Source organism: Rhodococcus sp. JCM 9793 (assembly GCF_055380405.1).
On the sequence record NZ_AP043721.1, the window covers coordinates 5,353,316 to 5,365,959 of the forward strand.

The following is a 12,644-nucleotide window of genomic DNA, read 5'->3' on the forward strand; positions in this document are numbered from 1 at the left end:
TATTCCCCGGAACGAAACCGACTGGGCGCCAGTATCCTTCGTCTCCACAGCTGGCGGTGGAGCACCCGATCGCGCGGGTCGACACAACCGACCGGGTCCAGTACAAGCCACACGTCACCTCCGACGTGGGGCCAGAAGTGCTGGCCGAGACGGTCTATCGGGGTATGGCGACCGGGCAGCGTTGGGGAAGGGGCCGAAGGCAACTCAGGGACCCGTAGGGTCTCCGTTCGGTCGGGCGCAGCCGCCCGCAGGGCGCCCGCTTCTTCTCACTTCGGGCAGGTTCCGCTGTACCGGTCGAGACCGAGCCCCTTGTTCCGCTTCTTGCTCCGACCGGTGGGCCCGCCCTTCGGCTTGCGAACCCACTTACTGCTCGAGTCCAACCCGGGCATGCGCTCACTCCCGCGATCGCCATATCGGGTCTCGCCGTCCACGGTCAGAACGCCGTCCTGGACGTCGATGTGAGCGACCGTCGCCCAGTACGAATCCTTGCCGTTGCCCACGTACACAAGGATCTCGTCGGCGTCCGGGCCGGGCAGACCATCGCGCCCCGCGCGTCCGTATCGGATTGCGACGCGCGGCTTTCCGAACGTGTCGATCGCGCCTGCTCCGTTGTCGACGCTCTGATAGATGTTGACGAGCAGATCCCCGTTTTCGTTCGGCAGCACCCGAACCTGCTCGACCGCGGGCTTCTTCCCACGGCCGGGACCTTGGCTGTCGCCGTAGTGATGGATGTACGGCCACGTCTGAAGATCGCCGCGATGTCCGGGGTCTCCGCTGATGACGACGTACTTGTCGGTCTCCTCGTCACGACAGTAGAAGTAGACGTCGAGGTCGCCGGTACCGAACTTCTTCACCTTGCCGTTCCGGTCATAGGTCGCACCGCGCCCATCCCATTCCAGACCGACGGTGAGCACCCAGTTCGGATCGCCCTGTGATTTCCGCAGGTCGATCCGGGCACTCTGGGTGGGCGAATCTTTGGTGAGTGAGACCTGCACCTTCTCGAAAGAGATCGGACGCTCCACAGCCACAGGCGCCGAGGTGCTCGCGGGCTCGGGTGCCGGTTGGTCACCTGGGTCGTCGACAGAGATACCGTGATCGGTCGCGAACGCTGCAAGCCCATCTTGATATCCCTGCCCGATGGCGTCGAGGCGCCATCCGTCACCACGTCGGTACAGTGCGACGACTTGGAGAACTGTTTCGGTCGTCAATCCAGGCGGGGCGAACTCGAGGGCTTGGCCCGGCCCTCGCACTTCGACACCCACTCCCTGCACGTCCCCGAACCTTCGTCCCTGCGCTTCGGTACTCGCAGCGACGAGCACCCGCTGGACATCTGCAGGCACCTCGGACAGTACGACGACCGCGGAGGTATCGGACGTGAGCTGGATGCCGGGAGCCTTCGGGTTGTTGAAGAAGACGAAGTCGTCGTCGCTGCGGACACGCCCGTTGTCGGCGAGGAGAACAACCATCAGGTCGGCTACGCCCGCTGCTCCAGCACCGAGGCCGATGTCGTACCGAACATCGGTGAGATCGGTTTTCGAGCCCTTCGATACCGCGACCATTCAGTTCCTCACCCCTACGTCACTCTCGACTGTTGATGCGGGCGCCTACTCCCCGCCCACCTCGGACCTCGCCACCAACACCGGGCAGTCGGCGGTCTGGATCAGAGCATTGCTGGTGGACCCCAGCAGCAGACCCTTGAATCCTCCGCGCCCGCGCGAACCCACCACGAGAAGCTGTGCGCTCTCGGCATATTCACTGAGCACCCGCACGGGCCGGTCGCGCGCGACCACCCGTTCGACGACGACGTCGGGATACCGTTCCTGGTACCCGGCCAGGCGTTCGGCGAGCACGATCTCCTCGCCGGTCTGGATGCGGCTCCAATGCGGGTCCTCGGGGACAGCACCCAGCGACGGCTGCACACTCACATCGCTCCACACATTGACCGCGACGAGGATCGCTCGCCGTGCAGCAGCCTCTTCGAACGCGACCTCGACGGCCGCCCTGCAGGATTCCGACCCGTCCACACCGACCAAGACGGGCCCTTCCACAGGGGGCGCTCCGTCGAGCGTGCGACCGCGCACGATCACCACGGGGGCGAGGGAGTGTGCGGCCACGGATGTCGACACCGAACCCGCGAGCAAGCCCTTCACCTCACCGAGCCCACGCGAACCGACGACGAGCCGGTCGGCATGTGAAGACAGTTCGACCAGCGTGGGCGCGACCTTGCCCTCGATCTGTTCTGTGCTGATCTGCACCGAGCCGTCGTTGTCGTCGACAACCTTACGAGCGAGGACCCCGGCATTGGCGAGCCTGTCGCGCGCCGTGGCCTTCATCTCGTCGTGGAAGCTCTGCGCGAGGTAGGGCTCCGAATAGTAGAACGCGGGAATATGGACGACCGTGACGATGCGCAGCGGCAGCGATCGGGCGCTTGCCGCGCGGGCAGCCCAGATCACCGCGCTCGAGGCCGCATCGGACCCATCGACCGCGACGACGATCGGCTTGATCTCGCTCATGTCCGGAACCTTTCTCCGTGATGGTGACGCCGACCCGGCGAGTGGTCAGCCGCAGATATTCCGCATCTGCTCGATCAGACGAACCCGACCGGCGGTGTCGCCGGCGAGCGGGGTGACGTTCAGTGTTGTCGCGCCCGCTTCTTCGAACGCTGCGACACGCTCACGCACATAACCTTCTGGACCGATCAATGAGACCGCGCGCACGAGATCCTCGGGAACTGCCGCGGCGGCCTGCTCCTTCTTGCCGTCGAGGTAGAGCTCCTGGATGAGCGCTGCTTCCTTCTCGAAGCCGTAGCGGACAGCGAGATCGTTGTAGAAGTTCTTGCCCTTCGCGCCCATGCCGCCGATGTACAGCGCGAGCATCGGCCGGACCCAGTCGATCATGTGGTCGACGTCGTCTCCGATCGCGAGCGCGACCTGGACGTAGGTCTGCAGTTCCCCCAGAGCGGGGTCGCGCTTGGCCTTACCCTTGGCCAGCGCGTCGCCCCACACCTCGGAGACCTTCTCCGGGTAGTAGAAGATGGGCTCCCAACCTTCTGCGATCTCCGCCGTCAGCTCGACATTCTTCGGCCCGATCGACGCGATGACCACCGGGATCCGTTCGCGCACAGGCTGATTGATGAGCTTGAGCGGCTTACCGAGGCCGGTACCCTTTTCTTCGGGCAGCGGAAGCTGGTAGTACTTGCCCTGGTACTCGACCTTCTCTCGGCGCCACACCTTGCGGCAGATCTCGATGATCTCGCGGGTACGTCCGAGCGGTGCGTCGTACGGGACGCCGTGGAAACCTTCGATGACCTGCGGGCCCGATGCGCCGATGCCCATGACGAAGCGGCCGTCCGACACGTAGTCGAGACCGGCTGCGGTCATCGCGGTCAGCGTGGGCGTCCGGGTGTAGAGCTGGAAGATGCCGGACGCGAGTTCGACGCGCGACGTCTTGGCAGCAATGTAACCGATCTGACTCACTGCGTCGAACGAATAGGCTTCCGGGACGAAGACGATGTCGAGGCCTGCGCGCTCGAGGTCGGCGACCTCCGCGACGGTCTCGGCGAATCCGCCGCTGTAGTTCAAACCCATTCCGATTCGCATGCGCACACCTCAACTCTGCAGCGTGCGGGCACGCTGGTGGACCGTGCCCCGAACACTACCGCCGTCAGGTTTCGTCCGGGCGCACGACCATGACCGGACAATGGGCCTCACGCAGGAGCGAGTTGCTCGTGGAACCGAGGACGAGCCCTTTGAATCCACCTCGGCCCCGACTGCCGACCACGACGAGCTGCGCACTCTCGCTCCACGCCTGCAGATGGGTGCGTGGTCCGTCCATGTAGATCTTGCGGACGACGGTGACGTCGGGATAGCGCTCACCGTAGCCGGCCAGTCGCTCACCGAGCAGCACGCGCTCGACGTCTTCGAGCGCCTGCGGCTCGAAGTCGAGGGGCATCGCTTCGAGGCTTCCGACCTTCAGATCGCTCCAGATGTGCACGGCCACGAGGTCGACGTCGCGGAACGATGCCTCCTCGAACGCCGCGGCCAGGGCGTTCTCGCTCAGCGGGCTGCCGTCGACGCCGACCACGACGGGCCGATAGTCGGGTTCGGGCGCCTCCTCGCCGCGCACGACGACGACGGGGCACGCGGCGTGGCCGACCACCGCAACGGGTGTCGAACCGAGAAAGACCTCCCCGAGGCGTCCGCTTCCGGATTGTCCGAGTACGAGCATCCGGGTCTCCTGCGACAACCGGACCAGCCATTTGGCGGTGCCGGTCAGCGCCACCGCGGCGGTGACCTCGAGACCCGGCGCGCTCTCCTGCGCAATCCGCTCGGCCTCGCCGAGAACGGCCTGAGCGTCCTCCTCTGCCCACTCGAATATCCGGGAGGTCTGAACGAAGGGGGTCGCGGCCCAGCCTGTCGTGGCGAAATCGACCGCATGGATGAGGTGCAGAGACAGTCCACGCTGCGCCGCGGTGGCCGCAGCCCATCGGACCGCCCTACCGGACGCGGGAGATCCGTCCACGCCGACAGTCACATTGTTGTGGTCTCGAGGTGTTTCACCGTGAGGTTTCACAAGATCGAGACTAGCCCCTAAGGATGTGGTGTGGAATGGACTTTCGTCCCTGCAACCGGAGAAGTAAGCGAGACAACGAGATTCCGGCAGCGATCTACATCACATTAAATTGTCATCCTGGATGCAAATTATCTAACGTGAGGGCATGCAACTCACCCAGTTCACCGATCTCGGACTGAGAGTTGTCATGCACCTGGCCGCATCCCCTGCGGACAGCGTGCCGAGAACGAAACTCGTTGCCGAGCAGCTACATTTGTCGTACGCCCATACGACGAAGGTGGTCGCCCGACTGAGCGAGCTCGGCATCGTCACCACCCGCCGCGGACGAGGCGGAGGGCTGGCGATCACCGAACTCGGCCGCACCGCCACCATCGGGTGGCTGGCGCGACAGCTCGAAGGAGATGAGGAGGTAGTCGACTGCGACGGCACCAATCCGTGCCCGTTGCGTCACGGCTGCCGACTCCGCAAGGCACTGCGCGATGCGCAAGAGGCCTTCTACGCCACGCTCGACGATCTCACCGTCGACGACCTGACGACATCACGGATCGAACCGGTCCTCTTGACCCTCACCCAGCCCACACCCTGACACGAAATGGAGTTCACCATGGCGCTCTCGCCCGAATCCAAGGAAGTCATCGCCGCCACCCTGCCCGCCGTCGGCGCGGCAATCGGCGATATCACTCCCCTCTTCTACAAGAAGATGTTCGCGGCGCACCCCGAACTCGAGCGCGACCTGTTCAACCGGGGCAACCAGAAGCAGGGTGAGCAGCAGAAGGCCCTCGCCGGGTCCATCGCAGCATTCGCGACGCTCCAGCTCGATCCCGACCCCGCCCGCGTCGAGGCCATCCTCTCGCGCATCGCCCACAAGCACGCCTCACTCGGCATCAAGCCCGACGAGTACTGGATCGTGCACGAGCACCTCTTCGCAGCGATCGTCGAAGTACTCGGTGCCGCAGTCACTCCCGAGGTAGCGAAGGCGTGGGACGAGCTGTACTGGCTGATGGCGAACACCCTCATCTCGCTCGAAGCCGACCTCTACAAGGCCGCCGGCGTCGAGGTCGGAGAAGTGTGGCGTACCGTGCGTGTCGCCGAGCGCGTCTACCAGTCCGCCGACACCGTCTCGTTCGTCCTCACCTCCCTCGACGGCGCTCCCCTGCCCACCTTCCGTCCCGGACAGTATCTTTCGGTCGGCGTCAAGTTGCCCGACGGTGCCCGCCAGCTCCGCCAGTACAGCCTGACCAACGCTCCGTCCCGGGGCGACTGGCGCATCACCGTCAAGCGCGTGGCAGCGTCCACGGCCCCCGACGGAACCGTCATTGCCGCCGGTGAGGTCTCGAACTTCCTGTTCGAGAACCTCTTCGAAGGCGACGAACTCCAGGTGACCACGCCGTTCGGCGACCTCGTCCTCACCGACGAGAACACCCCCCTGTTCCTCGCATCCGCCGGCATCGGCTGCACCCCGATGATCGGGATGCTCTCGCATCTCGCGGAAATCGGCGATCAGCGCCCGATCTCGGTGCTCCACGCCGACCGCTCGGCCGCCAACCACGCGCACCGGAACGAGCTCTCGACACTCGTCGAGAGGATCCCGTCGGCCGATGTGTACCGCTGGTACGAGGACCTCGGCGCACGTCAGCCCCTCGAAACGATCCGCGTCGGCCGCGCAGACATCACGGATCTCCCACTCGACCCGAAGACCCACGCCTACCTGTGCGGGCCGCTCCCGTTCATGTTGTCACTGCGTGAGGCGCTCATCGAGCGCAACGTGCCCGCCGAGAACATCCACTACGAGGTGTTCGGCCCGGACAGCTGGGCACCGGCACCTACGAGCGCCTGAGCTCGGATGATCCAACGGCGGGCAGTGCCCCGGCTTGTCGGCCGGGGCACTGCCCGTTTTGACCGCTACGCTCGGGTCCATGGACACCGCTGCGGCCCTCGACGATCGGGCTCTGCCCCGACTGCCGAGTCTCGTCGCGCTGCTCGCGCTCGTCGTCGTCGGTCTCGCGACCCTGCTGCTCCACTCCCCCACGTCCCCACTCGGTGCGGACGCGCCGGACGATGCGTTCAGCGCCGAGCGCGCAGCCGCCCACATCGAGACGATCTCGACCGAACCCCGCGCACTGGGCTCACCCGCACACCGAGCGGCACGCGAGTATCTCGTCGGACAACTCGAAACACTCGGTTGGCGTACCTCTGTCAAGAGCGGGGTCGGCTGGTTCTCTCCCCCTGACGGCAGAACGCAGCGGGGGGCCCGAGTACACAACATCGTCGCGCTCCTACCCGGAACCGATCCCACCGGAACGGTCGTACTCGCCGCACATTACGACTCGGTACGAGGTTCCCCCGGCGCCGGCGACGACGGCATCGGTATCGGCACCGTTCTCGAGTCCGCGCGCGCGATCACGGCCGGACCCGCGCCGCGCAACGACGTCATGGTCCTGCTCACCGACGGCGAGGAGGACGGACTCCTCGGCTCCCACATGTTCACCCAGACGCGCTCGCCGTCCCTCGGTGCCACCGTCGTCCTCAACCATGAGGCGCGCGGCAACACCGGCGCTCCCATGACCTTCCGCATCACGGACCCCAACGCTGCCCTCGTCGAGGCCCTCTCCCACGCGCCCGGCGCCAATGCCGACTCCTTCACCCAACTCGGGTTCGAGCTGCTTCCCAACGACACGGACTTCACGCACTTCGACACCGCGGGGTTCCACGCGTACGACACTGCGATCGCAGGAGGCTCGGCGTTCTACCACAGCCCCCTCGACACTCCCGACCGGCTGAATCCCGAGTCGTTGCAGCAGATGGGCGAGACCAGCCTCACCGTCACACGTGAACTCGCCGACTCCGACCTCACCGCCCTCGACTCCGGGGGCGAAGTGATCGTGACCACCGTTCCCTGGGGGTTGCTCCACTACCCGAGTTGGGTCGAGATCGCATTGACCGGACTGTTCGTCGTCGCGGTCGCCTGGCTCGTCGTCACACGGATCCGACGTGGCGAAGCCACCTACTGGTCCGTTGCCACCGCCACCGGGGTGTCGGTGGCCACGGTCGGCTTCACCGTATTCGCGGCGTGGCTTCCCTGGTGGATCGCCATGCGGCTCGCCCCGGGAATGGCGTCCCCCGTCACCTCCGAGCCCTTCCGCCCCGGCATGTATCAATTCGCTGCCGTCGTCGCAGCGATGGGGGTGCTGATCACCGCCTACCTGTGGGCTCGCGCGCGGATGTCCGCGGCGTCCGTCGTCATCGGCGCGTTCGTACTGCTCGCGCTGGTCGCGCTGATCGGATTGCCGTTCGCGGGTGCCGCGTCGACGCTGGTTCTGCCCGCGCTTCCTGTACTCGTGAGTCTGCACGTCGCACGGTTTTTCACGACTCGCCCGCCACTACCGTTGGTAGCGGTGACGATCGGCGCCGTACCCGCCGCGGTGCTCCTGACAACCGCCGTCGTGCAGTCGTTCGACGCGGGGCTTCTGTACGGCGCGCCGCTCGCCGGAGTGTTCGTCGCAGTGCTGTTCACCCTGACGCTCGTGCTGTGGGATGCGGTGCTCCCGTCGTCCGCGACGCGGGTCGGTCGCGTCTCCGTCACACAGATGGCCGGAACCGCGACCCTTGCATCGGTGCTCGTGTGTGCACTCGTCGCGGGCTACCTCAATCGCGACGGCGCAACGGAGCCCCGGCAGGAGCACCTGTGGTACGCACTCGACGGCGATCTCGACGCGGCGGTCTGGGCGTCACCGGACTCGCCGCGCTCGGACTGGAGCCGCGGATTGCTCACCGACCCCGCGAGCCCCTTGCCGACGGAATTCCCCTGGCGCGCGACCGAATCGATGTCGCACGGACCGGCCCCCGTGGCACCTCTTCAACCTCCCGAGGTCGAGGTGCTCGACGACACCTCGGCGGGCGGAGCGCGTGAACTGCGTCTACGCCTGTCGTCTCCCCGGGGCGCGAACGCCGTCGGCCTGTGGGTGGACAGCACGACAGCGACCGTCCACGGCGCAACCGTCGACGGGCACCGTGCCGAGCCTGCCGAGAACTTCGGTTTCCGCTTCTGGGCGGCCGGACCGGATGGAGTCGAGGTGACGCTCACCCTCAGCGTCCTCGAGGATCAGGTGGGGCTGCGCATCATCGATCTGTCGGACGATCTGAGTGTCGTACCCGGCTACGAACCACCGACCGATCAGGTGGTGCTGGCCCCGACGGTCGTCGTCAGCCGGTCGTTGCGGGTCTGATGGCTACGACGCTAGGCGACCCATTCGTGTACGGGCCGACCGTCGGTCATCGCAGCCACATAGTCGCGAAGCATCCCCGACAACGCGGTACGACGATCCTCGCCCGCGGCTTCACGCCGTGCGACATGCTTGCGTTGCCACGCCGCTCCCGTCTGTCGATTCAAGCACCGGCCCTCGATGATCCCGAGGTAACGGTCGCGGGCACGCGCTGAGAGGCCGAACGATTCCAGGCCCCGATCCGCGAGGGGAAGCAACCTTCGCAGGACGAGTTCGTCGGCACCGACCCAACCCAGCTTCGGCCAGTACAACCGGGATTCGAGTCCGTGCTTGGCACCGATGATCAGGTTCTCCTCGGCCGCGTCGAACGTCATCCGCCGCCACAGCGGGTCGTCGTCCTCGACGAGCGCGCGCAGCAATCCGTAGTAGAACGCCGCGTTCGCCATGGTGTCGAGGACGGTCGGTCCGGCAGGCAGGACGCGATTCTCGATCCGCAAGTGAGCCTGACCGTCGCTGATGTCGTAGACGGGACGGTTCCACCGGTAGATGGTGCCGTTGTGCATCTGCAGTTCGCGCAGTTGCGGAATCAGGCCCGCATCGAGTTCCGCAGCGGGGTCGGCATCGGTGATCTCCGGCAGCAATGCCGTGAAGTAGCGGGAATTCTCCTCGAACAGATCGATCGGCGACTCGATCCAGCGTTCCCCGAACCACACCCGTGGACGCACACCCTGATTCTTCAACTCGAGCGGCCGCGTGTCCGTTGCCTGGGCGAACAGAGGTATCCGGCTCTCGTGCCACAGCGCTTTACCCGCCAGGAACGGCGAATTCGCGGCGAGCGCCACCTGCACCCCCGCGAGACACTGCGCGGCATTCCAGTGCGGCGCGAAATCCTCGGGTGCCACCCTCAGGTGCAGTTGCAGCGACGTACAGGCCGCTTCGGGCACCACCGAGTTGGTGTCGGCGCGCAGACGTTCGATCGCGACCGTTCCGGGAAGCGGCACACCGTCGAGGTCGAGTTCGATGTCCTCGCCGCGGGCCGCGAAAATCTGCTCGTTGAGTGCCTCGTAGCGAGGGTTCGCGGTGATCCGATCACGACCGAGATGGTCCAGCTCGAGTGTCGGCAGCATCCCGATCATGACGAGCTGGGCGTCGAACAGATGCATCCGTTCGTCGGCACGCCGAAGCGATTGGCGAAGAGAATCCTCGATCTCGATGGTCGCGTCGCCGGAGAGCGGACCCGGTTCGACGTTCATCTCGACGTTGAACTGACCCAGTTCGGTCTGGAAGACCGCGTGGTCGTCGATCGCCTGGAGAACTTCCAGGTTGGACATTGCCGGGGCCATATCGTCCTGGACGAGGTTGAACTCGATTTCCATACCGAGCTGCGGTTGCGGCGAGGAGTGCGCATCGGCGAAGGTGCCGTCGCGGAGCATGCGTTCGAGCGCGCCCATGCACTCGCGGACCTTGTGCCGGAACTGTCGGCGGTCTGCGCCGGTGAACGAACGAGCAGAAATCTCTGTGCCCACGGGTTCTCCACGGTCTGTGCCGACGGATGTTTCCGCAAGCGTAACCGCTGCCCGTCACCGAATCGCATGATCGGGCCACGGGCGTGCCGTGAACGCGAAAACACACCCGGCCACAGGACCGGGTGTGTTTCGACAGCGTCGCCAGTGGCGGCTCAGACTGCGCGGTAGCTGCTCCAGTCGGCGATGACGCCGCGGTCGCTGAGCCAGGTGTTCGGGTTGGTCTTGTTGCCGGCCTCGTCCCACACCTCGAAGTGCAGGTGCGGCCCGGTGGACCAGCCGCGGTTACCGACGGTGGCGATCTGCTGGCCCGCGTTCACGCGCTGACCTGCAGAGACCTGGTAGGTGTCGACGTGGCCGTAGATAGCGGTGGTGCCGTCGTCGTTCAGGACTCGAACCCACTGGCCGTAGCCGGATGCAGCGCCTGCGTCGAGGACGGTGCCATCGGCGGCCGACTGGATCGGGGTGCCGATGGGGGCAGCGATATCGATTCCGCCGTGGTGCTCACCCCAGCGCGAACCCCAGTCCGACGTCAGCGTGCCCGAGACCGGCTGCACGGTGTTCGGCTTGATGGGGTTGAGGTTGTCGAGCCAATTGCCGCCACCGGCGAACTGGTCGACGAGGCCCTGGACCTCGACGGGCAGCTGCGGGGCGCCCTGCTCGGCGGGAGTGGTGATGCCGGGGATCGCGGGAAGCTCGATGCCTGCAGGCAGCTCGAACGGAAGCTGCGGTGCAGGTGCCGCCTGAACGGCGCCCTGATCGTGGCCGGGGTGAGCAGCAGCGGTGCCGGCGGTGAACTGCGCGCCGATGGCCATGAAGGCGCCGGTTGCGCACGCAACCGTGGCGGCCTTGGCCGGAGCCGACGGACCCGTCGGTTCGATGCGATGACGCCCCCGCCGGATCGATCCGACCGTCAGGTCGGCCTCGAATGCCGATACGTCTTCGCGTGTCCGTTGGTGCCGTGCCACAGTCGCTGTCCCGTTCGTAGTCCCGATTTCGGCCGGCGCGTAACACCCCGGTCGTTCCTGGCGATTCAAGGTAACAAAACGATATACGTGAGGTCCAGCGTTACCTCTTCTTGATCTCATAGAGCGGGAATGAAACCAACCGGTCGGTAACAAGCAGCGAATTTTCTGCTCTCTTCGTCACCGCGCGGGAACGACCGCTACACTCACACCGCGCCGAGATTCGGTCCGCCGAATGGGCGCGCGCCTTCGTAGCTCAGGGGATAGAGCAACCCTCTCCTAAAGGGTAGGTCGCAGGTTCGAATCCTGCCGAGGGCACACACTCACTCCCTGGACATCACGTCTAGAGACCGACGTTCTCCAACGCGGCCTCGTACACATCCATCGCTTCTTCCACCGACTTCCCCTCTGCGAGCGCGCCCGCGTATACCGCGCGCAGCTCGTCACCCTGCTCCTCGAACTTCGCCGTCCACCGCTCGGCGTCTTCACGCCAATAGCCGACGATGTCGTACTGATCGCGCGACCAGCCGAGCGAACGGAGATGCTTCTTGGCGGCGCGAATATCGGCGGCCTCGCCCGCGAACCAGCAGTACCCGTCGGCGGGCAGGTCGAGCTCGGCGAGCGCAGCGGACAGCCGTGTGCGCGACACCCCGTTTCCAGTACCGATGAGTTCGACGATCTCGGTGTTCTCCCGCGCAGGCAAGTACTCGAGCTCGCTGCGGTCGAGCACCTCGGCAACGACGGTCACATGAACTGCAGGGTCTGTCTGCTCCAGGACTCTTGCCAATGCCGGCAACGCGGCGAGATCTCCGGCCAGGACATGACGGGTCGCCGAGGACGGGGGCTCGTGCCACGAGCGCGGACCGGCCATCAGCACACGCCAGCCGGGTTCCGCAGCGCGCAGCCACTCGATCGCGGGACCGTGATCGTGCTCCGCGAAGTCGACCACCATCTCGCGGGACTCCGCGTCGTAGGAGCGCACTGTGTAGTTGCGGTGCCCGGCGCTGCGTTCCTCGTCGACGATCTCCCAACCGCCCAGCGCATTCGGATTCTCACTGGGTCGGGCGTGCAGTTCCTCTGCGTCGTGCGAGAGGTAGAACGCCACCGACTCGTCGGCTGCAGCGAGCGGAAGGTAACCACACCCGGTCCCCTCACCGATTTCGAGGCGGGCACGCAACAGGTGTTCGGCGACCTGTTCACGCGCGACCAGCGTGGCAACAAAGTTCTCCCACTTCATTAGGCCAGGCTAACCGATCACGATTCCGCACCTGTGACCGCCACAACACTGCGGTGCTCGAAACCGCCCCTCGATGATCGACAGCTCGATAGAATCACGAAAGTCTTTCGGTCGCGGGACGCGC

Annotated in this window: 10 protein-coding genes and 1 tRNA gene; 4 read left to right on the forward strand and 7 right to left on the reverse strand. The window is 65.8% G+C overall.

Translation table 11 applies throughout. The features are described 5' to 3' along the window. Positions 1–266: 266 nt before the first annotated feature. The 4 genes from ACZ46K_RS26845 to ACZ46K_RS26860 form a co-directional block, all read right to left on the reverse strand. A complete protein-coding gene (locus ACZ46K_RS26845; protein ID WP_464745741.1) occupies positions 267–1,559 on the reverse strand; it encodes a TerD family protein in 1,293 nt (430 codons plus the stop codon). Between the two features lie 45 nt (positions 1,560–1,604). Next, positions 1,605–2,513: a universal stress protein gene (locus ACZ46K_RS26850; protein WP_464745743.1), complete on the reverse strand. Its 909-nt coding sequence runs from the start codon at positions 2,511–2,513 to the stop codon at positions 1,605–1,607. A gap of 45 nt (positions 2,514–2,558) precedes the next feature. Continuing rightward, positions 2,559–3,599, reverse strand: a complete 1,041-nt coding sequence (locus ACZ46K_RS26855) for an LLM class F420-dependent oxidoreductase (RefSeq protein WP_464745745.1) — start codon at positions 3,597–3,599, stop codon at positions 2,559–2,561. Between the two features lie 64 nt (positions 3,600–3,663). Continuing rightward, positions 3,664–4,572, reverse strand: a complete 909-nt coding sequence (locus ACZ46K_RS26860) for a universal stress protein (RefSeq protein WP_464745748.1) — start codon at positions 4,570–4,572, stop codon at positions 3,664–3,666. A gap of 145 nt (positions 4,573–4,717) precedes the next feature. Here ACZ46K_RS26860 and ACZ46K_RS26865 point away from each other — a divergent pair, with 145 nt between their 5' ends. The 3 genes from ACZ46K_RS26865 (at position 4,718) to ACZ46K_RS26875 (ending at position 8,798) form a co-directional block, all read left to right on the forward strand. Further along, positions 4,718–5,158: an RrF2 family transcriptional regulator gene (locus ACZ46K_RS26865; protein WP_054807200.1), complete on the forward strand. Its 441-nt coding sequence runs from the start codon at positions 4,718–4,720 to the stop codon at positions 5,156–5,158. Between the two features lie 18 nt (positions 5,159–5,176). Next, positions 5,177–6,409 (forward strand): globin domain-containing protein, encoded by a 1,233-nt coding sequence (locus tag ACZ46K_RS26870; RefSeq protein WP_054809683.1) that lies wholly within the window; start codon positions 5,177–5,179, stop codon positions 6,407–6,409. Between the two features lie 79 nt (positions 6,410–6,488). Further along, positions 6,489–8,798, forward strand: coding sequence for a M28 family peptidase (locus tag ACZ46K_RS26875; protein ID WP_464745751.1), 2,310 nt, complete (start codon positions 6,489–6,491; stop codon positions 8,796–8,798). An 11-nt stretch (positions 8,799–8,809) separates the two neighbouring features. On the opposite strand, the gene ACZ46K_RS26880 is transcribed toward ACZ46K_RS26875, so the two are convergent. Next, entirely contained in the window at positions 8,810–10,321 is a 1,512-nt protein-coding gene (locus ACZ46K_RS26880; protein ID WP_464745753.1) for a glutamate-cysteine ligase family protein, read from the reverse strand. A 152-nt stretch (positions 10,322–10,473) separates the two neighbouring features. Beyond that, positions 10,474–11,286 carry a M23 family metallopeptidase gene (locus tag ACZ46K_RS26885; protein WP_464745755.1) on the reverse strand — a complete coding sequence of 271 codons (813 nt, stop codon included), beginning with the start codon at positions 11,284–11,286 and terminating at the stop codon, positions 10,474–10,476. A 242-nt stretch (positions 11,287–11,528) separates the two neighbouring features. Here ACZ46K_RS26885 and ACZ46K_RS26890 point away from each other — a divergent pair. Then, positions 11,529–11,601, forward strand: a tRNA-Arg gene (locus ACZ46K_RS26890). 25 nt (positions 11,602–11,626) lie between these two features. Here ACZ46K_RS26890 and ACZ46K_RS26895 read toward each other — a convergent pair. After that, the gene (locus tag ACZ46K_RS26895) at positions 11,627–12,520 is read right to left on the reverse strand and encodes a siderophore-interacting protein (protein ID WP_054806934.1); all 894 of its coding nucleotides are present in this window, start codon (positions 12,518–12,520) and stop codon (positions 11,627–11,629) included. Positions 12,521–12,644: the final 124 nt, after the last annotated feature.

What these genes read in the sequence shown, in the direction of transcription:
- ACZ46K_RS26845 (WP_464745741.1), bottom strand. Translation starts at nt 1,559, where the DNA reads ATGGTCGCGGTATCGAAGGGCTCGAAAACCGATCTCACCGATGTTCGG.
- ACZ46K_RS26850 (WP_464745743.1), bottom strand. Translation starts at nt 2,513, where the DNA reads ATGAGCGAGATCAAGCCGATCGTCGTCGCGGTCGATGGGTCCGATGCG.
- ACZ46K_RS26855 (WP_464745745.1), bottom strand. Translation starts at nt 3,599, where the DNA reads ATGCGAATCGGAATGGGTTTGAACTACAGCGGCGGATTCGCCGAGACC.
- ACZ46K_RS26865 (WP_054807200.1), top strand. Translation starts at nt 4,718, where the DNA reads ATGCAACTCACCCAGTTCACCGATCTCGGACTGAGAGTTGTCATGCAC.
- ACZ46K_RS26870 (WP_054809683.1), top strand. Translation starts at nt 5,177, where the DNA reads ATGGCGCTCTCGCCCGAATCCAAGGAAGTCATCGCCGCCACCCTGCCC.
- ACZ46K_RS26875 (WP_464745751.1), top strand. Translation starts at nt 6,489, where the DNA reads ATGGACACCGCTGCGGCCCTCGACGATCGGGCTCTGCCCCGACTGCCG.
- ACZ46K_RS26895 (WP_054806934.1), bottom strand. Translation starts at nt 12,520, where the DNA reads ATGAAGTGGGAGAACTTTGTTGCCACGCTGGTCGCGCGTGAACAGGTC.